The sequence below is a fragment of the Chryseobacterium sp. WLY505 genome (genome assembly GCF_030846215.1).
Lineage (GTDB): Bacteria > Bacteroidota > Bacteroidia > Flavobacteriales > Weeksellaceae > Chryseobacterium.
Genome location: NZ_JAVCWI010000001.1, coordinates 745,338 through 768,388 on the forward strand (window position 1 = coordinate 745,338; position 23,051 = coordinate 768,388).

Sequence of the window (23,051 nt, forward strand, 5' to 3'; positions counted from 1 at the left end):
AAATGCCATTCTGTCACTTTCTGCTGCATGGTATTTTTTTTGAGAAAGATTTTAAAATTAAAAATCTAAATATGATGACTAAAGGAAATATTAATGTATCTGTGGAAAACATTTTCCCGCTTATCAAAAAATTTCTTTACAGTGACCACGAAATATTTTTAAGAGAGCTAATCTCTAATGCCACTGATGCTACTTTAAAATTAAAACATTTAACAAGCATTGGTGAAGCAAAAGTGGAATACGGAAATCCGAAACTTGAAGTTAAAATTGACAAAGACCAGAAAACTTTACGCATCATCGACCAAGGTATTGGCATGACAGGTGAAGAAGTTGAAAAATACATCAACCAGGTTGCTTTCTCAGGGGCTGAAGAATTCCTTGAAAAATATAAAGATTCGGCTAAAGATTCAGGAATTATCGGACATTTTGGTCTTGGATTCTACTCTGCATTTATGGTGGCAGAAAAGGTAGAAATTCTTACAAAATCTTACAAAGATGAGCCGGCAGTACGTTGGATCTGCGATGGAAGCCCGGAATTTACCCTTGAAGAAACTACTGATAAAACAGACAGAGGAACTGAAATCATCCTTCATATTGCTGAAGATTCTGTAGAATTTTTAGAAGAAGCAAAAATCCGTGAACTGCTATTAAAGTATAACAAATTTATGCCTGTTCCGATCAAATTCGGAACGAAAACCCATACACTTCCTTTACCGGAAGACGCTCCTGAAGATGCTGTGGCTGAAACGGAAGAGGTAGACAATATCATCAACAATCCGGTTCCGGCATGGACGATTGCTCCAAACGAACTGACCAATGAGGATTATATGAAGTTCTACCACGAACTGTATCCAATGCAGTTTGAAGAACCATTATTCAATATCCACCTGAATGTTGATTACCCTTTCAACCTTACCGGAATTTTGTTCTTCCCGAAACTGAGCAACAATTTGAATATCGACAAGGATAAAATTCAATTATATCAAAATCAGGTATTCGTTACAGATGAAGTAAAAGGGATTGTTCCTGACTTCCTGATGTTGCTGAGAGGGGTAATTGATTCTCCGGACATTCCGTTGAACGTTTCCCGTTCTTATCTTCAGGCAGACGGTGCTGTAAAGAAAATTTCATCTTACATCACGAAAAAAGTAGCCGACAAAATGGCTTCTCTGATCAATGAAAACCGTGAAGATTATGAACAAAAATGGAATGACATCAAGGTTGTAATCGAATACGGAATCGTTACTGAAGAAAAATTTGCGGAAAAGGCAGACAAATTTACATTATATCCTACCACAGACGGTAAGTACTTCCTTTGGGATGAATTGGTAGAGAAAATCAAGCCAATTCAAACCGATAAGGATAACAAACTGGTTGTACTGTACGCTACCAATGCGGATGAACAGCATAGCTACATTCAGTCTGCAAGAGATAAAGGATATGAAGTTCTGCTATTAGACTCTCCTATCATTTCACACGTGATTCAGAAACTGGAAACTTCAAAAGAAAATATTTCGTTTGCAAGAGTAGATGCTGATCATGTTAATAATTTGATCAAAAAAGATGAGCCGGTAATTTCAAAACTGAATGAAACGGAAAAAGAATCTTTGAAGAAGAATGTAGAGGAAGCGATTCAGGATACTAAGTTTACGGTTCAGCTTGAAGATCTTGACAGCAGTGATGCTCCGTTCACGATTACCCAACCAGAATTTATGAGAAGAATGAAGGAAATGCAGGCGACAGGCGGAGGCGGTATGTTCGGAATGGGAGGTTTCCCGGAGATGTATAATCTTGTGGTGAACTCAAACAGTGAGCTTTCCAATCAGATCTTAAAAACTGAGAATGCTGAAGAGAAGGAAAGTTTAATCAAATATGCTCTGGATCTTGCCAAGCTTTCACAAAACTTACTGAAAGGAAAAGACCTTACAGATTTTATACAGAGAAGCTATAAGCAACTTGAAAAATAAATTACACGAGACTGTTTCAATTTGAAGCAGTCTTTTTTTATCTGAAGAAAGGTTGGAGAAATGCAAAGACACTATTTTTTTGAATACTATGTTTTGTAAGACGCAAGGATTTATTTCCGATAAAATTTTAGACTGTGTTTTTATTTTTTATCTCCCGCTGATTTTGCTGATGACGCAGATCATAAAAATCTGCGTAATCAGTTTGATCTGTGGGAATATTTAATAAGTTGAAATGTTATTGCGCTTTAAATTTTCATAATGAATAAAAACCTGATAGGTTTTAGAAACCTATCAGGTTTAAATAACTGCTCTTACCATCATCTTTGATCAATCAGAAATTATCATTAAGTGAATGACTAGCAAGAAGAAAATTTTCAACAATTACATCAGATAGTATTTGTGTTTTTAAGCCTGGTTTCATTTTATCTTTAATCTTATTCTTTACCGCATACTTTTTTCTACTTTTTATTGTATAGCTTCTGCTTTTTTGCCATTTTTGTATAAAATGTCGGTCATGCAAAAAGAAAAATTACGCGTCATCAGAAAGCAAAAAGGCTATACTCAACAACAGGTAGCTGACTTTATCGCAACGGATGTATCCAATTACAGCAGAAAAGAAAGCGGTGATGTAAGAATTGTAAAAGATGAATGGGATAAACTTGCCCGTTTTCTGGATGTACCGTTTGAGGATATTTATGAAGAGGATGAACCTGCAGTAATTATCAATAATGATCATCCTGTATTTAATGACAGATCATCTTCTGCAGGAGTAATTACTAACCAGAATAATTATGATAATATTCCGGGAGCTATCATTGAAAATCTACAAAACTATATAGCTCTGTTAAAAGAGGAAAATGAAAGGCTGAAAGAAGAACTGAAAAGTATCTCAGGAGCAAGAAAATAAGATGGCTTGAAACTGTATAAAATATTGATGTCACTTCATATTAATGTATGGAGTGACATTTTTTTTGTGATAGACTCTAATTAGTACTATTTTTTTGACGCAAAGAATTAATGATTCGAATGTTTTTATTTCAGGAGGCAAAGAATTGCAACTTTGTCACTGATGAAGCTTTGTGGTAAATGATGCGTTTGCTTAATAAGAATCAATGAAATTGATTATGCCTTTGCTCCCTTAAAAATATTACGTTTTATAAATAGAAACTTTGCGTTAAAAACCTATTGTTTCCAAAACTTAAAATTTACAATTCTTCCAACGGATCCCAGAACAGTTTTTTGAAATTTTTTATTCTAAGATTTTCCACAGTGATTCCTTCAGCTTCCAGCTTAGGCTGAAATTCCGGAACAGACAGAACTCCTGAACTGGAAATTACCCGGTGAGCAGGAACATCCTTTGGACACCCTCCCATAGCTTTTCCTACATGCCTGGAATGATTAGGATAACCAACCGCCTTGGCTATAGCACCATAAGTGGATACTCTTCCTTTGGGAATAAGTCTTGCCACTTCGTAAACCTGCTGTTTGAAAATCTCGTCCATATCTGTTTTCTATATTTTTGCATCATTTTTGAATTCTATTAAACTCAATGATGTTTCATTAAAAAATAAAGATATGAAAAAATCATTTTTCAGGCTGTTGAATGCCGTTAATAAAAAAGTTCTTCCGAAACTGAGTAGTAAAGATCCTAATCATCTCACTAAGATGGAAAAGGGAATTCTGGCGTATCGTTATTTTGTGCTGGTGAATTCTTTGGATTGATTTTTATTTTCCCGCAGATCGCGGAGATTTCACAGATTTTTATGTATATCTTTTGGAAAACGCAAAGGCGCTAGTTCTTTTACATGACTCCTGCTTTAAAGCGCGAGGATTTTATCTCCGATAAAATTGTAGGCTGTGTTTTTATTCCTTATCTCCCGCTGATTTTGCTGATGACGCAGATCATAAAAATCTGTGCAATTCGTGTGATCTATGGGAATACTATATTCCACTTTTTCAACCATTAAGAAAAAACTTAAATACTCTTAATGGTTCAAATTGTTTTTAGTTTTCAGAACAAATCTATTTTTCAATCCTAAAATAAAAAAGCGCTCCAAATGAATTGAAGCGCTGATATGGTAATCTCTGACGAGAATTTTGTTCTTAGTTTTCTAAGATATAAGAGAACATCAATGGTGCACAGATCGTAGCATCACTTTCAACGATAAATTTCGGTGTAGTGATATCAAGCTTACCCCAAGTGATCTTTTCATTTGGAACAGCTCCAGAATATGAACCGTAAGATGTTGTAGAATCAGAAATCTGGCAGAAATAAGACCAGAAAGGAATGTCATGCATTTCCATATCCTGATATAACATCGGAACCACACAGATAGGGAAATCTCCTGCGATACCTCCACCAATCTGGAAGAACCCAACTCCTTTTCCTCCTGAGTTTTTAGTATACCAGTCAGCAAGGTAAGTCATATATTCGATTCCTGATTTCATTGTAGTCGCTTTAAGCTCTCCTTTGATACAGTAAGAAGCGAAGATGTTACCCATTGTAGAATCTTCCCATCCCGGAACTACGATTGGTAAGTTGGCTTCTGCAGCAGCAATCATCCAAGAGTTTTCTCTAGGAATTTCATAATACTGCTCCAATACTCCTGAAAGGATCATTTTGTACATGAATTCGTGAGGGAAATATCTTTCTCCTTTAGCTTCTGCATCTTTCCAGATCTCTACGATATGTTTTTGTAATCTTCTGAAAGCTTCTTCTTCAGGGATACAAGTATCTGTAACTCTGTTCAGACCTCTTTCCAAAAGATCCCACTCATCCTGAGCTGTTAAATCTCTATAATGAGGAACTCTTTCATAGTGAGAGTGTGCTACAAGATTCATTAAATCTTCTTCAAGGTTAGCACCTGTACAAGAGATAAAATCTACTTTTCCCTGACGGATCATTTCAGCAAGAATCTTCCCTAATTCAGCAGTAGACATTGCTCCTGCCAAAGTAATCATCATTTTTCCGCCATCTTTAAGATGTGCAACATATCCTTTAGAAGCATCCACCAATGCAGCTGCGTTGAAGTGCAGGTAATACTTTTCTATGAATTCAGTTATCGGTTTGCTCATTTTTTAAATTTTTGCAAAGATAAAACTTAAAAACGGAATGTAATCAAAGCACTTGAAGAAAGTGTGATAGAGGAGTATTTTTTATCATTTGTTAAATTGGGAAGGTATAAGTTGGAAAACGCAACGGCGCAAAGGGTTTTAAAACTTTGTGAATATTTAAGGCGCAAAAAAATCCAAGATTTTTAGCAAGGATGGAGCTTCATTTTTATTGAAATATTCCCACAGATCAAATTGATTACGCAGATTTTTATGATCTGCGTCATCAGCAAAATCTGCGAGAGATAAAATCTTTGCGTCTTAAAGCAAGAGCCATGTCAAAAAAAATAGTGCCTTTAGGTTTTCCAATATTGACCTCCTATAAAAAAAGCGCAGCCCGAAATGAGCCGCACTTTCATTGTAATTCAACCTTATAGTATTCAACAAAGATTTATCCTTCCCAGCTTTCCACTTTCAGGATCTCGATTTTTCTTTCTCCGTCTTTGAAAGGCCAGTTGATAATATCTCCTACTTTATACCCTACTACTGCAAGAGCAATATCTGACAGGATGGAATGTTTATTTTTTTTAAGCTTTTCTTTGCTAGATGCCACAAAAATATATTCGTGTTCAAAATCTAATGTATGGTCTTTTAATGTTACTTTTCTTTCAACCGTTACAATATCGGCAGGAAGATCTCTTCTCAGTACCTGTTTTGCTTTTCTAAGCTCTTCAGCTAATCTTTTTTCCTCTGCGATACTCACTTTTTTTCTTCTGAGTGTATCTTTTATAGCATCATAAATTCCAGTAGTTACAATAATATGATTGGACATTTTTTCATTATTTTTTTAATTAAAATGCAGTTATTCTCTGACGATCCAATGTAGAATACAGACGTATGACAGCCTTCTTCTCTAGAAAACTGCAAAAAAGTGATAGATAAAATCCGGATTGATTCCCTGTCTTGGATCCTGACAGGGCTTAGATAATGAAGTCCTTAGAACTTTTCAGAAAAGAATCTGTATGAAGATAAAGTAAAGACAGCAGCAATCCTGACCGGCGGTGTTCTGCAGATAAAAAGATTGTTGCTGTCATTATCAATTATTATTAATTCTAACAAATATACGGCTTAAAAACGGAATGTAGCAGCTGCACTTAAAGAAACTCTATGTAAACCTTCTTTTTGATCATCATCAAATTTATAGGTTACACCGTTAAACTTCATTTTATTCAGAGTACCACCGCTTAAACCAACTTTTGGCCCAATAAGGAAGTTTTTACTGATCTGATATCGGTAACCAAAATCGATTTCTGCCCCGAAAGTACTTCCTGTACCTTTTACATCTCCTGTTTTGGTAGTATAAGAGAGTACTCCCAATGCAATATCTGCAAATACTTTATGTCTGGTCGGCGAATTATCATTTGAAATCAGTCCGGAAACTCCAAAAAAAGTAATATTATCCTTTGTGGTCACAGGAACAGATACAGGCATTCCATTTACATAGCCAAGCAAAAACCCGTCACTGGATGCACTGTAATGAGAATATTTTACCCCAAGTCCAAACCCGTTATTTACCTCATAATGGGCAGCGATATCAAAGTTCAGTCCGTTTTTAAGGTCTTTTACATAGTCTTTTTCTTCCTTGCTAAGTCCGGAAATTGTTTTTGCTGTTCTCCATGCGTATCCTACGGAAGGTCTGATAGAAAATTTCTGAGCGAAAGACATGGTGGAGATTGAGAATACTCCAGCCAAGATTAATTTTTTTATCATGGTTTTAAAGTTTCCGGCAAAAATAAAATTTTCTGCTGGAGAAACCAATTAAAACCTGAAACGTCTGTTTTCTTTTTTGTCTGAAAGCTTTTTCTTATTATCCAGTCTTTTTTGTTTCTGCCCTTTTGAGGGCTTCGTTGCGGTTCTCTTTTTGGGAACAATGAGGGCTTTATTTACAATTTCGATTATTTTTTCAATCGCCTTATTTTTATTCATCAGCTGGGTTCTGCTTTCAGAAACTGAGAGAAATAAAAAGCCATCTGCATTGATTCTGTTTTTCAGTTTATGCTGAATCAAGATTTTTTCATCTTCATTAAAAAATTCTGAAGCATCTACTTTCCAAAGTACGGTAACAGCTGTCTCCACTTTATTAACATTCTGTCCTCCTGCCCCACTGCTGCGGGAAGTTTTAAAGCTGAGTTCTTTTGAAAAGTCTTTCATTTTTTTAAATTTTGAGATAATAAAATCAAAAGTCAAGATTATAAATGTACGTTTATACTTTTATATAATTCTGACCGATTTACTTTTCCGTTGGGAGTTCTTGGAATTTCATTGATGAAAATAATTTCTTTTGGCCTGTGAAAATTTTTCTCAAAAGGTATTTCCAAAACTTTTTTCATTACCTCATCAGATTCACTTCCTTCTATAACCAATATCAATTTCTGCCCCAAACTCTCATCTGGCAATCCAATAAAGACCGCTTCGTTAGAAATCTCTTTTTTCACAAGTGCTTCAAGCGTTTCCGGGAAAATTTTTGCCCCTCCGGAATTGATCACGTTGTCTATTCTTCCCAGAAATTTAAACTGTTTCCCGTTCTTAATATCAACTAAATCATTAGTTTGCAGTTCTTCAGCATTTACATTCGGAGCAAAGATCTTCAGGCAACCTCTGTCATCCAAAGAAATGGATACATTTTCAAAAACGGTGAAATAATCTTCCTGCTCAGGCATCAATTGTTTCAAACCAATATGGGAAAGGGTTTCAGACATTCCATAGGTTTCAAAAATACGATTTGAAGGGCTAAGGTTCATCTGTAGAATTTTATTTTTCAGGCTTTCTGAAACGGCGGCTCCACCAATGATCAGGTTTTTAATCAGATGGAGCTTTTCCAGTGAGTTTTCTACCTGAAGAGGGGTCATAGCACAAAAGTCTATTTCTTCTTCCAGATCTTCAACAGGTTTTAAAGAGGGATCAGCAATTTTTAATTGTAATTTCCTTTCTATTGATCGCACAATCATCATTTTCCCAGAAATATATTCCACAGGCAGGCAAAGCAATGCCGTATCACCTTCTTTTAATCCCAGAAAATTACAGGTCATTATAGCAGAATTGACCATTTTCTTTTTTTCAATTTCAAAAATTTTCGGTACTCCGGTAGAACCTGAAGTCTGGACATTTACTCCTGTTTTTTCTGAAAACCATTCTTCCAGAAAAATTTTCACTTTCTTTTCAAATCCGGTATCGAATGATAATTGATTAATATTGAGATTATTGAAGTCTATCAGCATGTTTTCTGTAAATAAATTCTACAGTAAATTTAAAAAAAATTTCAAAAAGTTCTTGTATATAAAGAAAAAAGCTGTAAATTTGCACCACTAAAACAAACAGACTCATGGTGTAGCGGTAACACTACTGATTTTGGTTCAGTCATCTGGGGTTCGAATCCCTGTGAGTCTACAAACCACTCTTTTTAAGGGTGGTTTTTGTTTTTATTCCTATCCTATGTTTCTGAGTGAAATCAGAATAAACAATTTAAAACTATAACTATGAAAAAACACTATTTCTTATTCTTTTCAATCATCAGTATTATTCTGAATGCCCAAAGCTTTAGCCTGGATCCTACCTTCGGAAATGGCGGTTATTGTATGTATGATAATTTCAGAGAAACATCGGATGCTGTGATACTTCCGGATGGCCAATTCATTACAGCAACGTCCACGGGCTCTATCACTATAAGAAAGGTAAATCAAAGCGGAATTCTTGATAGCTCTTTCGGAGAGAAGGATTATGATATGGGCAGCAATTCATTGGATAAAAGCGAATCTATCAAAAAAGTTATTTTAAATAATAATAAAATATTGATCTATGGAAGGGTAAATGCTACTCCAACCCACAGTTTATATGATTGGTTTCTAACCAGAATTAATCTTGACGGTTCTTTAGACACGAGTTTTGGAACTAATGGTTTTACCACTCAATCTGTAAGTCAAAACGGTACAGCAGATGATTTTGCAGTAGATCAGAATGGAAACAGCTACCTTCTTATTTCCAACATGGGTTCTTATATGGTAAAAGTAGATTCCAACGGAGTCATTGATAACAATTTCGGAACCAATGGAAAGTTATCGCTTAATACGTTTTATCCCAAAAAGTTTTATATTCAGAATGATGGGAAACTGGTAATGGCGGGAACCAAAACCAATACATTAACCTACACAGAAGATTCTTATATCGAAAGAAGACTGCCTGACGGCACATACGATTCTACATTTGGTACTAATGGTTCTGTTTTTATTCCTAATACGCAAGGTTCTGTTGCCAGAAATTTTGAATATAATTATACTGATAATTCTATTTTATTACTGCACAGTAAAAATGGCATATACGGAGATACTTTCTTTTTGTCTAAAATTCAAATTTCAGATGGCGCTTCTGTTTCCGGATTTTCTAATAACGGACGAACACCTGATTATCACTTTACCACTGCACAGCAATTGTCATTGGGACAAATTACCGTATTGCCCAATTCAAAAATAATAGTAACAGGAGGTATAACGAATATGTATAATGGTACCCCGAATCTTATTGCACAATTATTTGTAACCAGACTGAATGCAAATGGAAGTATTGATTATACTACATCAAGTGCCGGTTTTCAGTATTTTATGGCTGCACCACCCACTACATCGCTAAGAGCTGACTATATTAAAAAATTATTTAACCTGAATGACGGCTCACTGGTTCTTGTATATTCCGGCGGCAGTGTAACACATGGCTCCAAATCTTTTCTGACAAAGTTTAACAGTGGTTTCCTAGGACTGGATGAGGTTTCTGCAAAAGATCATAATTATGCTTTTATTCTTTACCCTAATCCGGCCGGGGATCATATTAGCATACAAAGTAAAAAACAGGGTCATGAAAGTTTTGAGTACAGTATTTTTGATATGTCCGGGAAAATAGTTCAAAATGGTTCATCGATATTCAATGAACAAATTGATATTCAAAGATTAGAAAAAGGGAATTATATGATTCGGTTTGAAACTAAAAAAGGAGACAAGCAATCTTTAAAATTAATTAAGAAATAAATAACAGATATTTGCCTTACTTAAAATAAAAACCATCCTTTTTAGGATGGTTTTTGCTTATTGAGGTAATATTCTTTATTTTTTAAGATCATCAATTTCTTCCTGTATTGATTTGATTCTATCCCTTAATTCCTGACTTACTTTTCCCGGAATTTTTTTGACTTTTCTTAAGTCTAAAGCCAGCATAATGGAAGCAATTCCCATGAAGATAAAAGCAACCCCGGTAAGGGTAACCAATGAGAATCCTGTAAACACCGGATTAAATATCAGCAGTAAAGAAAAGATAATTCCTCCCACACTGGCAATGGCTACATTTCCCCAGCTCATTATTCTCATGCTTTTCAGGTCGAATGCAAATCCTAATAATTGAAAGGAACGGAACAACAAAGTAAACCCGATCACAAATGGAAGTACTGTCATGGAAATCTGAGGATTCGCAATAAGGTAAATTCCTATTGCCGTTGTTAGTAATCCGCTTACCAGAAACCAGCCCCAGCCCTGCAGGGATTTACTGTTTTGTAAGGAAAAGAATATTTCGGTAATTCCTGAAAATAAAAAGGAAACACTGAAAAAAATAGAAAGAGTGACATACGTTGCCAGAGGCACACTGAATACATAAAAACCACAGATAAGGAAAAGAATTCCGAAGATTAAAGGAATGTACCAATGTTTTACGGTATTGGTAAGGGTCTGAAATAAATTGGCCATAGGTGTCTTTTTTTGGTCCTGCCTACTTTTTGTAACGGTTTTCGGCTTCTCCGCAGGTATTTCAAACAGATTATAATATTCACCTGAATTTGAAATATAACCTCTTACCAATATACGAAAAATAACCGAAAAACCTTTCGTATTCAGTGATTGTTATGGTAAAAAAATCAGATGGAATTAATTTATTCAATTGATTCTAACTGACTGATGTAAAAAAATACTTTGTTATTTTAATTTATCGTGCTGCATTTCCGGCAGGCTGCTGCTGGGTTACACAGTGAATCATTCCTCCGTTTTCATACAGGTTTCTTACATCTATTCCTACTACTTTTCGATCCGGATACTGATCCTGAATAATCTTGTTGGCAATGGCATCATTAGGATCTCCATAGTTGGGAACCAACACCACTGTATTTGCTACGTAATAATTTACATAAGAACCTTTTTCGTCCAGTTGTTTTCCGTAGGCTGTTTTCACTTTGTTTTTGGTTGCCGGAACGTAAACTTTTTTATATTCTTTCCCGTTTATATTGGTGGCTGTATAAAGCGTGTTGACATCTTTCTCTGAAAGCCCAAGATCAAGAAGTTCATCTCCTTTCATGGTAATCATGGTTTGATGATTGATAAATTTCATAAAACCATCGATGTGCATATCGGTAACATCCAATCCGGTTACTCCATCCAGCCAGATCACTTTTGAAACTCCGTAGTAGGTTTCAAACATTTCTTCGGCCTCTTTCTGCGTGATGTCTTTGTTTCTGGTAGCTACTTTTTGCTGACTGATGACTGAACTTTTACAAGCCATTAAAACTCCGTTTCCATCCGTTTCCACAGATCCTCCTTCATTCACCATTTCATCATTCAGATTGATGACTTTGATCCCAAGGTCTGAGCCTATCTTTCGTGGAATTTCATCACAGTTTTCAAAATCAAATTTTTCGCCCCAGCCATTGAATCCCCAATCTTCAATAAGAACATTTCCTTTCTTATCTTTTACGAAAACAGGACCGTTATCTCTGATCCATACGTCATCGGTAGGATACACTCTGAAATCAACATTTTTCATAGGAACTTTGTTTTCTTCCAAAAGACGGATAATTCTGTTTTTCTCTTCATTATTATAGGCAATAATGTGAACTTTCTCGCCAGACTGAAGGGCTTTTGTCATGTCCACCCATGTCTGCTCTACCCTTTTACGGTAAGTCATTCCGTGTTGATAATGATGCGGCCATTGAAGCCACGTTCCTTCATGTTTTGAAGATTCTTCGGGAAAATGATAGTCTGTCTGTGCCATATAGAATATAGAGCTCAATACTAAAGTGAGTGTGAATAATTTTTTCATATCATTAAAATTTCTTTCCTATAAAAACACCGAAATTGGTTAAAATTCAGGATTAATTTTCTTTGGTTCATATACGTGGCTAATGGTTCCAGAGGTGAAATAATTCCATTTTCTGCTAAAATATTTACTATAAATTCCCTGAAGTTCGATCTCTTTATTTCCAACATACACCTGCACAGAAATTTGTGAATGGCACAAAAAGGAAATAATAAGATGAGGAGAAATACATTTTTCATTCTATTTGTCTTTTTAAGTTGCACATTGCAAGTTCATCATTGTGATGATTGACGGGTACAAAATTAGGTCTCTCAAAAAAACAAATCTTGTCCTAAATTGACATTCTTTTCATGCAGTGAAATCAATACAGATCGTCCTATTTCCTATTCTAATGTACTGAAAATAAAAACAAAAAAGGTGAAAATCATTTGATTTCCACCTCTTAAAACATGTTTAGATCTGTTTTATATTTTTATTTTGGCTTGTATAACTTGTACATCACGAACAAAAATCCAATCCATACAGGAATCAAAATTACCTGGATTTCCATTCCTGTAATGCTCATCAATCCTAAGATCAGGATTAAGAATGCGATACAGATATAGTTGGATATCGGGTAAAATATAGACGGAAATTTGGATTGAATTCCTTCTGCATTGATTGATTTTTTAAACTTTAAATGGGTGTAGCATATCATCAGCCAGTTGATGATCAAAGTAGACACCACTAAAGCCATCAGATATTCAAAAGCTTTTTCCGGAACTAATTTATTGATGATAATACAGATCCCTGCAAAGCATGATGAAATAATGATTGCGTTGGTAGGTACTGAGTTTTTATTCAGTTTTTTCAGAAATTTCGGTGCATTTCCCTGCTGAGCCAATCCGAAAAGCATTCTGCTGTTACTGTAAACACTACTGTTGTATACAGACAAAGCAGCTGTTAAAACAATCAGGTTAAGCACATTTGCAATTAATGTATTGAACTGAATGACTTTACCAAAAAGGCTGAATTCAAGACCATTTAAATTCTGAAATACCATTACGAACGGGCTTGATCCTTCTGTAATATCTCTCCACGGACTTAATGAAAATAAGATAACCAAAGCTCCTACATAGAAAATAAGGATTCTATAAATCACCTGGTTGGTTGCCTGTGGAATGGTTTTCTCCGGATTTTTTGCTTCTGCAGCAGTAATTCCAATAAGCTCAAGACCTCCGAATGAGAACATGATCATCGCCATGGCTGCAAATAATCCAGAATATCCGTTCTCTGTTTTATTAAATAATCCCTTTGGAAAAAATCCACCGTCATTCCAAAGATTGGTAATGGTAGCTTTTTCTCCTCCTGTACCGCTTATTAAAAGGTATACTCCGAAAACAATCATGGCAATAATTGCGACTACCTTGATGATGGAAAACCAGAATTCTGTTTCTCCATACACCTTTACAGAAGCCAGGTTAAGTGCATTAATAACTATAAAGAAGAATAAACTGGAAACCCAGAGTGGTATTTCCGGCCACCAAAAATGAATATAATGTCCGATAGCGGTAAGTTCCGCCATACTTACCAGAATATAGAGAATCCAGTAATTCCATCCTGAAGCAAATCCAGGGAAATTTCCCCAATATTTGTAGGCAAAGTAGCTAAAACTTCCCGAAACAGGTTCCTGAACTACCATCTCACCCAGCTGACGCATAATAAAAAAGGCAATAATTCCTGCCAATGCATAGCCTAAGATTACAGAGGGTCCAGCCAGTACTGCAGCGGGTCCAATTCCCAGAAATAACCCTGTTCCTATGGCACCTCCAAGGGCAATTAATTGTATGTGTCGGTTTGTTAATCCTCTAACTAAAGTCTCGTTTTGTCCTGTTTTATTTTCGTTGCTCATTGAATGAATTATTCGGTCGCTAAATATATAAAAACTTTTGAGAGAAATTCACATTCCATGGGGTAAATTGAGAATTTGCAGTCAGGCAGACAAGAAAAAACCTTAACAGTTTGCTAAGGCTTTTTCTGCGCATAAATAATAAAATCATTGATCTTCTTCTGGAAGAGCTTTTAAATCAGTATCGATCGTTTAGTTTGTTGGTACAGCATAAATAATATTTTCTGAATAGTTACCTCCAAAACCCTGAAAAAAAGTACCAGCTGACACAGCACCTCCAATCACGTTATTTCCGGCAATGTATTTATATCTTTTGACTGCACCAGATGAGTTATTCACAATCAGACTTCCCTGAATAATGGAAAATCTTGTAAGTGAAGGTGCTGTAGGCCCCTGAATAAGCCCGCTTACTAACACAGGTGCTTCAAAAATATCTCCTGAAATATTAGCAGTATCTCCCGGATTAATAGTAGGCTGATCTGAAAAGCTTGTCCTTATCCACATCCATTGATCACTGGTTAATGCCGTCCCTGTAGGGATAATAAGCTGTTGTACTGTAACCAGCCATTTTCCCTGAGGCAGATCAATATAAGAGCCGGTATACTGAAATGTTCCGGTGGAAGTGAAAGGAATATCAATCCCGGTTCCGTTTGTTCCTCTTACCACTGTAAGCCTTACAGGTTTCCACAAGCCGTTTCCGTTGGCGTCAGAAGTCAGGACATAATTTTCGTTTTGCGCTCCATCTGTAATTTTTATTCCTGATACCGGAGCGGCTAATGTTCCTTGAGTTTTAATATCTAAACTCGATGCCGGGTTATTATTCCCAATTCCAACGTGACCATCGGCAGTCATCACGACATCATCTGCCTGATTGGCAATACTTACAGGGCCTGAGGTTTCATTATTTTTCTTTCCATCCAGATGAAACATTCCCCGGGGATTGGGAGTGTTCAATCCAACCTGTGCAAAGGTGAAGGTTGCAAAGGCTCCTAACATCATAACATAAATCTTTTTCATTAAAATTGGTTTTTAAAGTTATTTTTTGCGAAAAAAGTACCTTAGTTTGTAACATACTTTTCCATTAGCTTCATCTATTTAACAGAAGTTAATGAGGTGCTAACCTACCGCTAAAAACAACTATTTAACGAACATATTCTGTACGAATTTTTCCACAAGATTGTAATGATATTATGACTTTAAAGAGACGGTATTAATGAATTTCGCTGTAGATCTCCAGCAGTTCAACCAAATTGGTAATTTTTAATTTCTGATAAACCCTTCTTTTATAAGTTCCTACGGTGGACTCCTCAATGTCAAGAGCATTGGCAATCTCAAGGTTTCCATTTCCTTTTGCCAGAAGATTAAAAACCTGCAGTTCTCTCTCGGATAGGTTTTCAATTGCTTTTCGCTTTGTATTTCCCTTCAGCAATTCATTCATGAGCTCCGGTGTATAATAATGTCCGTCTTTAAAAAGAGATTCAATTGCTTTGACAAAATTTTCGGGATCACTCTGTTTATTCAGGAACCCGTTGGCCCCTTCTTCAATGTATTGCAATGCAATATTTTCTTTGTAAGAAGTGAATATGAGGATAATAGTATTTTCAGAGATTTCTTTAATCTCTTTGACCATTGATTTGAAAAGACTTCCCGGAAGTTCAATATCAAGAATGACCAGATCATATTTTTCGGATTCAATTTTCTTTTTTGTTTCGCCATAAGTTTCTGCAAAATCAACTTCAAAATGATTAAAATTTTTCTCAAGAATCATGGCTGTACCGATTCTCACCACATGATGGTCGTCTGCAATAAGTATTTTTTTTGTCATATTTTAATAAGGATTTTAATGAGTGTTCCTTTCGGAGTATTTTGATGGAAAGTCATTTCGGAATTCATCTTTATGAGCAGCTGAACAACCATATGAAGGCCTAAACCATAATTTTTAAAAATCATATGCTCATTCTCTTTTTTCTTGAACAACCCGGAATAATACATTCTCTGTTCATCGGACATTCCGGTACCGGTATCAGCAATATTGATTTCTATATGTGTTCCTGTAAAAGCTGATGTGATGGTAATTTCTCCGTCTGAAGTATTTTTCACCGCATTATCTATGATATTGTGGAAAACTGCGAGGAGAACATTCTTATTGAGTTTAATCTTAAGTTGATGGTCACAAAAATTATAAATAAATGTATTTTTCTGAGCTGCAATTTCTTCGAATAATAATCTTTTGGTTTCAATAAGATCATAGATGGAATACTCTTCTTCCGCACTATTTTGTTGTTTGTATAGTTCTGTATATTCTTTAAGACTTAACGTAAATTTATAGAGCTGTTCTGAGGTTTTATAAATGCTGTCAAAATATTTTTTCTGTGTTTTCGGATCTTCCGACTGGTTGAGTTCCTGTGAAAGAAGAGCAATAAACTTTACAGGAGTAGTTATATCGTGGCTGATGCTTTCGACCAGTTTTTTTTGATAATCGGATTCATTTTTCAGTTTATTATTGGTTTCAAGCAGTTCTTTATCTTTATGATCAAGGGTATTTTTTAATACTTTATTTTTCAGTCTCAGAAAATTCGTTCGCGTCTGAACAATCACCAGAATAATAAAAATAATACTCCCTGCAATCAGGATTTTAAAGAATAAGGTTTGATAAAAATAGGCTTCCACTTCTACAGGGAATGTTTTATAAACGAATTGCCCGGTTTCGGAAGATAAAAACCTGACGAGAAGATTATAAGTACCAGGTTCAATAGCAGCAATCCGGAAAGTTTTATCATTTTTGATATTTGTCCATGAACTGTCTTCAGTATCAAGTTTAGCCTGCAAATAAATATTTTCCAGATCTGAATAGTAAGGAACATCTATGTAAACTTCTGCATTTTTATAACCGCATTCCAGAAAAAGTTTGTTTTTCAACTGAACCATTTTTCCCCTCACTCTTGCCCTTTCAAGATAAACATCCCCACTTCCGGGGTAATAGGTTTTAATATTTTCGGGATTAAAAAACACAAAACCTTCCATAGAAGGAAACACAAGCTGCCCATCTTCCAGTTCATGAGCACATGGATTGGCACTTCCGTTGAACTCATTATTCGACAGTCCCTGCTTTTTGGTGTAACGGTAATAAGTAATGTCTCCTTTCGGAGCTTTCATGTATTGTATAAGAATATTTTTATTGACTCTAAATAACCCATTATTGGAAGAAATCCATACGTTGGAATTTTTATCCTCCATCAAAGAATGGGCATTCGCCAGGAAATCATTTTTATCGGATGGAACTCTGACCGCTTTTTGATCTTTTATCAAATAAAGTCCTCTGTTGTATGTTGTAAACCAGATATTCCCATCTTTGGTCCGGATGATTTGTTTTACAGGAAGACCTTTTCCGATCAGCTTCTCCGTTTTATTTCCGGTAAGAGAGTAAACGTAGATTCCGCCGCTGCTTCCCAGATAAAGCAGATCTTTGTTATATCTTAAAACAGCATCTATATTATCTTTACAGGGAATAATTCTTTCAATTTCTTTAAAACGATCTTGCTTAAACAGATAGAGATAAGATTCTTTTCCACTGACAAGTGATGCCATATACAATCCTCCACTTTTATACAGACCATCAATTTCCTTATTTTGAAAAGAAATAGAATCATATTTTGTAAATCCTGTATTCTTGTACCTTATATGGATAGCATTATTCTCCCGATAAACCAGATTTCCGGTGTTATCCTGCAAAATATATCGTTTATCATAAGATTGAGAAGCCGGAAATATTCTTTCTGAAGTATTCGGATAGTATCTTATTCCTTCCTGAGTCAGAATGGAATTACCGCTATAAGAAATCCCGGCATAACACACCTCATCCTGATAAGGTAATTTTTTTCTGGACACCGAGAAATCGGACAGGCTTAAAATTTTAAGCCCATTAATAGAACTCCCGATGTATAATTTCTTCGCTGCTTCATCATAAAACATCGCTCCGGAAATTTCTTTATCAATATCCTTATAATCCAACAGGTAATTCAGCCTCAGCTTTCCATCCGAAAAATCACTTCTGTATATCTTACCATGCCTGATGATGAACACCTGTCCGGTGATTTGCTGCCAATAGATTTTAGTATCAGCATCAGTATACATTGACGGAGCATTGATATAGGAATATTTCCCCTGATACAACTGAAGTATCTTTTTATTATCAGCGTCAGGGATAAAAACATAATCTCCATGAATAAATAATCTTCTCAACTTGCGATGTGGAAATTTCAGATCAATGTTTGTGGTTTTCTTACTTATCTTATCAACATAAGTAATTCCATTATTTTCAAAATAGTAAGAACCAGTATCCATCCGGATAAAATAAGAATCGATATAAGAAATAAATCGTACGGTAATATTATTTTTAACAAGTCGCTTATAGATTTTCTGTTGTACTGTACCTTCCAAACCAGAAACCATGTCAGGTAAAATAATATCAGGCCTTCGCTGAGAGATCAGTAAAAAATCTTTTTCTCCTGCATTACTGATCGTAATACTGTCTTTTCTGATGTTGCCAAAAAAATCACCGAAGCTTAAATTTTTAAGTTTGAAATTATTATACTGAACAAAATTGCTTCCGTCATACCGTACAATTCTGCCTTCCATAGACAGCCAGATAAAACCATATCTATCTTTTACAATATCTTTAATACTGTTTTGAGGAAGTCCATTATCCGTGTTATACCATTGGGTAGTATAACCTTGCCCTTTGATACATAGAAAAAAAATAAGTGAAATAAAGTAAAGAAGCTTCATTCAGTAGGGCAGCGTTATATTTAAGACAAATATATTATAGAAAATTAAATTTATTGTAAATATTTATCCACAATTATGTGAATTTTTTTCTACATAATTAAATATGAATAATGGATTCATTACAATACATTTGAAAAACCAAACATTTGTTCCCTCATCAATGTCATGGTCATCAGGCATACTGAAAACACAGTCTTTTTTGTTCGCAAAAAAAATGATCTCCTTCTGTGCGGGGAGATCATTATTTTATGTTAATTCAATGTAATTAAAAGTGAAATTTTTATAGGCTATAAAAGTTCCTTCGGAATCGAAATATTATTTTTTTTCATGTATTCCACAAGGTTTTGATATTTATCTTCATATTCATCATTTCCACACTTATGCGAAATACTACAGATGTCTGATGGCTTGATTTCTAAAATATCAGATATTTTAGTCAGTATCTCCAGGTTAATCTTCACCTTGGAATTCTCAATATCGGAATATGCCTTTTGGGAAATGCCCATTTCAAAGGCCATATATTCCTGTGTAAGATCTCTGCTCCTACGTATTTTCCTGATATTTTGTCCACATACTTTCATCGTTTTTGTTTTAGTAGTTTTCGGTATATTTTAGAAGATTAGCTATTAGCCTCCAACAAAGTTAATAAATACCTTTGGCAAAACATTATACACGTTACATGATATTTATTTTCGACATAAAAAAGACTTAAAAATACGCCTTTTTTCAGAGAAAATATCACTTCGGTAAACACTATTGGAATTTATGGAGACGCAAAAATTTAATTATGACAATAATATTGTCAGAGCATTCCTCTATGCGACTATCGCATTCGGACTTGTAGGATTTCTGCTGGGGCTTACAGCTGCACTGATGCTTTTTTATCCTGAATTGCCTGAATTTTTATTCGGTACGGATGATACAACGATTAAAAGCTTAGCTTCGGGTAATATTCAGGGGCTGATCAATACTCAGGGAGCGATGGGCTTCGGAAGAATCAGAATGCTTCATACCAGTGCGGTAATTTTTGCTTTCGTTTGTAATTCCTTTTTCTGCGGTGCTTACTACAGTATGCAGAGACTTCTTAAAACCAGAATGTACAGTGATACCCTTTCATGGATTCACTTCTGGTCATGGCAGTTGATGATTGTAAGTGTGGTTATTACTTTCCTTATGGGAATCAATACTTCTAAAGAATATGCCGAACATGAATGGCCTATAGACATTTTAATTGCATTCTCATGGATCATTTTCGGAATCAATATGTTCGGAACTATTGCTAAGAGAAGAGTAAGACATTTATATGTAGCGATCTGGTTCTATCTGGCAACCTGGATTGCAGTAGCAATGCTTCACATCTTCAATAATCTTGAAGTTCCGTTATCTTTCACAAGCTGGAAATCTTATTCTGTATATGCAGGTGTAAAAGATGCATTAGTACAATGGTGGTATGGGCACAATGCGGTAGCATTCGTATTAACCACCCCTGTATTAGGTCTGATGTATTACTTTATGCCAAAAGCAGCTCAACGACCGGTCTTCTCATACAAATTATCCATCATTCACTTCTGGTCGCTGATCTTCGTATACCTTTGGGCCGGGCCTCACCACCTGCAATATACAGCTTTACCGGCATGGGCTCAGGCGGTAGGAACAGGATTCTCTATTATGCTGATTGCCCCATCATGGGGAGGAATGCTGAATGGTCTTCTTACCTTAAGAGGAGCCTGGGATAAAGTAAGAGAAAATCCGATTCTAAAATTCTTTGTAGTAGCAGTTACATGTTACGGGATGGCTACTTTCGAAGGTCCTTTATTGGCAACAAAATCATTAAATAAAATTGGTCACTATACCGACTGGGTTATCGGCCACGTACACTTAGGCGCTCTTGGATGGAATGGTTTCATGGCATTCGGAGTGGTATATTATCTGGTTCCGATCATGTGGAGAACATCCCTCTGGTCTAAAAAATTAGCCAACTGGCACTTCTGGTTGGGAACTTTAGGGATCATCTTCTACGCGGTACCTATGTATATTTCAGGATTTACACAGGGATTAATGTGGAAGCAATTCAATCCGGACGGAACTTTATTGTGGAAAAACTGGCTGGACACAGTAACTGCAATTATTCCCTACTTTAAAATGAGATTCCTTGGAGGTGTTCTTTATTTGTCTGGGGCAATTTTAATGGTAGTTAATGTTATCAAAACCATTAAAGCTGGTTCATTCCAGAAAAACGTTCCTGCAGAAGCACCTGCATTAGCCAACATTGGAAGCACAAGAAAAGAAGGCGAAGGTGTACACCTTTGGTTGGAAAGAACGCCTACTCTCCTTTCTATACTAGCTTTCATCACTATAGCAATTGGTGGATTGGTGGAAATTGTTCCTACGCTGTCACTGAAGCAAAGTGTTCCGACAATTACCGCAGTAAAGCCTTATACGCCACTGGAACTGGAAGGAAGAGATTTATATATCCGTGAGGGATGTAACTCATGCCACTCACAAATGATCAGACCATTCCGTGATGAGGTTGTAAGATTTGAAGGAAAAAACGGACAGTACTCCAAAGCGGGGGAATTCGTATACGACAGACCATTCTTATGGGGTTCTAAAAGAACAGGACCGGATCTTCACAGAGAAGGAGGAAGAAACCCGGATTCATGGCACTTCAAACATATGTACAACCCAAGAATTACTTCTGCCGGTTCTATCATGCCACGTTTTCCATGGTTAATTACCAATAAACTGGACAAAACCCAAATGGTGGACAAAATGAAACTGATGAAAAATGCCTTCGATGTTCCTTATACAAAAGCTCAGATAGATTCTGCCAACCAATGGGCGGACAACCAGTCAAAAGCTATTGTACAGAGAATTTACGCTGAAGCAACAGATGTAAAAGATCAGATGGTAAAAGAAAAAACAGCAAAAGGATCTGCCTATGTACCGCTTGAACAAAGAGAAATTGTAGCAATGATTGCTTACCTGCAAAGATTAGGTACAGACATTAAAACAACACAGGTACAAACCGCAAGCGTAGAGTAACATTTAAAATTAAACTGCAATGAAAACGAGAACCCCCATTTCAATATATATCGCAACTACGATAGGTTTAACGATCATGGCCTTTGAAATGTTCGCCGGAGATTCAGGATATTTTTCTTCTCCTTTTTTCTGGGCGCTGATCTTAATCGCCACTATCCTATTGCTGATTATGAACTCTATTGGAGATCTGGTGGAAAATGAAAGTTTCAACAGATTATCCGAGGAAGAGAAAAAACAATATCTGGAAGAAAAGAAAGTTCCGTACTACCAGAAATTATGGAACTCTGCCTTCAAAAAACAAACCGCTACGGAAGAAAAAGATATACTTATCGACCATGGTTTTGACGGAATTACAGAGCTTGACAACTCTCTTCCGAAATGGTGGATTGGTCTGTTCTGGTTCGGATGTATTTTCTGTGCCGTGTACCTGTTTGCTTTTTCTTTCACAGATTATGCTCATCCGGAAGCAGAGTACACCAAAGAAACAAAAACGATGCTAGCTTCCATTGCGGAGTATGAGAAAACTGCTCCTCAAATTAATCTGGAATCTGCAAAATACAGTGCTGATAATATTGCGGAAGGACAGGAATTGTTTAAAACAAATTGCGTTACCTGCCACGGAGACGGAGGAAAAGGTGGTATAGGTCCCAACCTTACCGATACCCATTGGATCAATATTAAAGAAAAAAGCTTATTTAAAAATGTATTCTGGATGCTTGAAAACGGTTCTCCGAATAATCCTACCATGAGACCTTTCATCAAGGAAGGAACCATTACCGGAAGAGATGCTGAAAAGATTGCCGCTTATATTTATCACATCAACCAGGAAACTGCTCCTATCACTACAGCACAAGGCGGTGCTGCTCCTCAGGGAGAAGAAGTGAAATGGGAAAACGGAAACAACTAAATTATTATTATCTATCATAAAACCATGCCACGCCCCCTTCAACACTACTAACATTTGAATTTCATTTTTGCTAACTAACCTTTTCAACATTAAAAAAATGATAAAAGGGGGCGTTTTTTACAAATAACAATCCTTACTTTGGCTGTCTTACTCAACTATTCACTTGACAACTACAAACTAGAAATTCCATAAAAAGACAGCCAAGGCAGGATTTTTGCATTCGCAAAAGGGTACCACAACAAAGACCAAATAAAATAGTATTATTATCTTTGTTAGAAACCTC

At 35.9% G+C, this 23,051-nt stretch carries 19 protein-coding genes and 1 tRNA gene; 7 read left to right on the forward strand and 13 right to left on the reverse strand.

Annotated features, from left to right (window positions below; all coding sequences use genetic code 11):
• Positions 1-74: 74 nt before the first annotated feature.
• Both htpG and RAH34_RS03400 read left to right on the forward strand, forming a co-directional pair.
• Positions 75-1,967 (forward strand): molecular chaperone HtpG, encoded by a 1,893-nt coding sequence (gene htpG / locus RAH34_RS03395; protein WP_306595418.1) that lies wholly within the window; start codon positions 75-77, stop codon positions 1,965-1,967.
• A gap of 514 nt (positions 1,968-2,481) precedes the next feature.
• The gene (locus tag RAH34_RS03400; RefSeq protein WP_306595140.1) at positions 2,482-2,874 is read left to right on the forward strand and encodes a helix-turn-helix transcriptional regulator; all 393 of its coding nucleotides are present in this window, start codon (positions 2,482-2,484) and stop codon (positions 2,872-2,874) included.
• Between the two features lie 298 nt (positions 2,875-3,172).
• Here RAH34_RS03400 and RAH34_RS03405 read toward each other — a convergent pair whose 3' ends face one another.
• Positions 3,173-3,469: an MGMT family protein gene (locus RAH34_RS03405; protein WP_034697384.1), complete on the reverse strand. Its 297-nt coding sequence runs from the start codon at positions 3,467-3,469 to the stop codon at positions 3,173-3,175.
• Positions 3,470-3,542: 73 nt separating this feature from the next.
• Between RAH34_RS03405 and RAH34_RS03410 the strand changes: the two genes are divergently transcribed.
• Positions 3,543-3,689, forward strand: a complete 147-nt coding sequence (locus RAH34_RS03410) for a hypothetical protein (RefSeq protein WP_185144304.1) — start codon at positions 3,543-3,545, stop codon at positions 3,687-3,689.
• Positions 3,690-4,070: 381 nt separating this feature from the next.
• Here the strand turns inward: RAH34_RS03410 and RAH34_RS03415 are convergent, their stop codons facing one another.
• The 5 genes from RAH34_RS03415 to RAH34_RS03435 form a co-directional block, all read right to left on the reverse strand.
• Entirely contained in the window at positions 4,071-5,042 is a 972-nt protein-coding gene (locus RAH34_RS03415; RefSeq protein ID WP_034673009.1) for a deoxyhypusine synthase family protein, read from the reverse strand.
• Positions 5,043-5,469: 427 nt separating this feature from the next.
• Entirely contained in the window at positions 5,470-5,850 is a 381-nt protein-coding gene (locus RAH34_RS03420; RefSeq protein ID WP_306595141.1) for a GreA/GreB family elongation factor, read from the reverse strand.
• Positions 5,851-6,146: 296 nt separating this feature from the next.
• Positions 6,147-6,788: an outer membrane beta-barrel protein gene (locus RAH34_RS03425; protein ID WP_162800850.1), complete on the reverse strand. Its 642-nt coding sequence runs from the start codon at positions 6,786-6,788 to the stop codon at positions 6,147-6,149.
• 48 nt (positions 6,789-6,836) lie between these two features.
• Positions 6,837-7,229, reverse strand: coding sequence for an alternative ribosome rescue aminoacyl-tRNA hydrolase ArfB (gene arfB / locus RAH34_RS03430; protein ID WP_306595142.1), 393 nt, complete (start codon positions 7,227-7,229; stop codon positions 6,837-6,839).
• 38 nt (positions 7,230-7,267) lie between these two features.
• The gene (locus RAH34_RS03435) at positions 7,268-8,296 is read right to left on the reverse strand and encodes an AMP-binding protein (protein ID WP_306595143.1); all 1,029 of its coding nucleotides are present in this window, start codon (positions 8,294-8,296) and stop codon (positions 7,268-7,270) included.
• A gap of 98 nt (positions 8,297-8,394) precedes the next feature.
• Here RAH34_RS03435 and RAH34_RS03440 point away from each other — a divergent pair.
• Positions 8,395-8,465, forward strand: a tRNA-Gln gene (locus tag RAH34_RS03440).
• 89 nt (positions 8,466-8,554) lie between these two features.
• The gene (locus RAH34_RS03445) at positions 8,555-10,093 is read left to right on the forward strand and encodes a T9SS type A sorting domain-containing protein (RefSeq protein WP_306595144.1); all 1,539 of its coding nucleotides are present in this window, start codon (positions 8,555-8,557) and stop codon (positions 10,091-10,093) included.
• A 75-nt stretch (positions 10,094-10,168) separates the two neighbouring features.
• On the opposite strand, the gene RAH34_RS03450 is transcribed toward RAH34_RS03445, so the two are convergent.
• The 7 genes from RAH34_RS03450 to RAH34_RS03480 form a co-directional block, all read right to left on the reverse strand.
• Complete coding sequence (locus tag RAH34_RS03450; RefSeq protein WP_306595145.1) at positions 10,169-10,801, reverse strand: HdeD family acid-resistance protein; 633 nt, start codon at positions 10,799-10,801, stop codon at positions 10,169-10,171.
• Positions 10,802-11,036: 235 nt separating this feature from the next.
• Positions 11,037-12,143 carry an agmatine/peptidylarginine deiminase gene (locus RAH34_RS03455; protein ID WP_306595146.1) on the reverse strand — a complete coding sequence of 369 codons (1,107 nt, stop codon included), beginning with the start codon at positions 12,141-12,143 and terminating at the stop codon, positions 11,037-11,039.
• 469 nt (positions 12,144-12,612) lie between these two features.
• Complete coding sequence (locus tag RAH34_RS03460) at positions 12,613-14,031, reverse strand: amino acid permease (protein ID WP_114819340.1); 1,419 nt, start codon at positions 14,029-14,031, stop codon at positions 12,613-12,615.
• Between the two features lie 189 nt (positions 14,032-14,220).
• Positions 14,221-15,045: a hypothetical protein gene (locus RAH34_RS03465; protein WP_114819341.1), complete on the reverse strand. Its 825-nt coding sequence runs from the start codon at positions 15,043-15,045 to the stop codon at positions 14,221-14,223.
• Between the two features lie 193 nt (positions 15,046-15,238).
• Entirely contained in the window at positions 15,239-15,853 is a 615-nt protein-coding gene (locus RAH34_RS03470) for a response regulator transcription factor (protein WP_306595147.1), read from the reverse strand.
• Complete coding sequence (locus RAH34_RS03475) at positions 15,850-18,816, reverse strand: HAMP domain-containing sensor histidine kinase (RefSeq protein ID WP_306595148.1); 2,967 nt, start codon at positions 18,814-18,816, stop codon at positions 15,850-15,852. The genes RAH34_RS03470 and RAH34_RS03475 overlap by 4 nt, the downstream gene beginning before the upstream one ends.
• 287 nt (positions 18,817-19,103) lie before the next feature.
• The gene (locus tag RAH34_RS03480) at positions 19,104-19,397 is read right to left on the reverse strand and encodes a helix-turn-helix domain-containing protein (protein ID WP_114819344.1); all 294 of its coding nucleotides are present in this window, start codon (positions 19,395-19,397) and stop codon (positions 19,104-19,106) included.
• A 184-nt stretch (positions 19,398-19,581) separates the two neighbouring features.
• Between RAH34_RS03480 and ccoN the strand changes: the two genes are divergently transcribed.
• Complete coding sequence (gene ccoN, locus RAH34_RS03485; RefSeq protein ID WP_306595149.1) at positions 19,582-21,861, forward strand: cytochrome-c oxidase, cbb3-type subunit I; 2,280 nt, start codon at positions 19,582-19,584, stop codon at positions 21,859-21,861.
• 19 nt (positions 21,862-21,880) lie between these two features.
• Complete coding sequence (locus tag RAH34_RS03490) at positions 21,881-22,768, forward strand: cbb3-type cytochrome c oxidase N-terminal domain-containing protein (RefSeq protein ID WP_062672552.1); 888 nt, start codon at positions 21,881-21,883, stop codon at positions 22,766-22,768.
• The last annotated feature ends 283 nt before the right edge of the window (positions 22,769-23,051 follow it).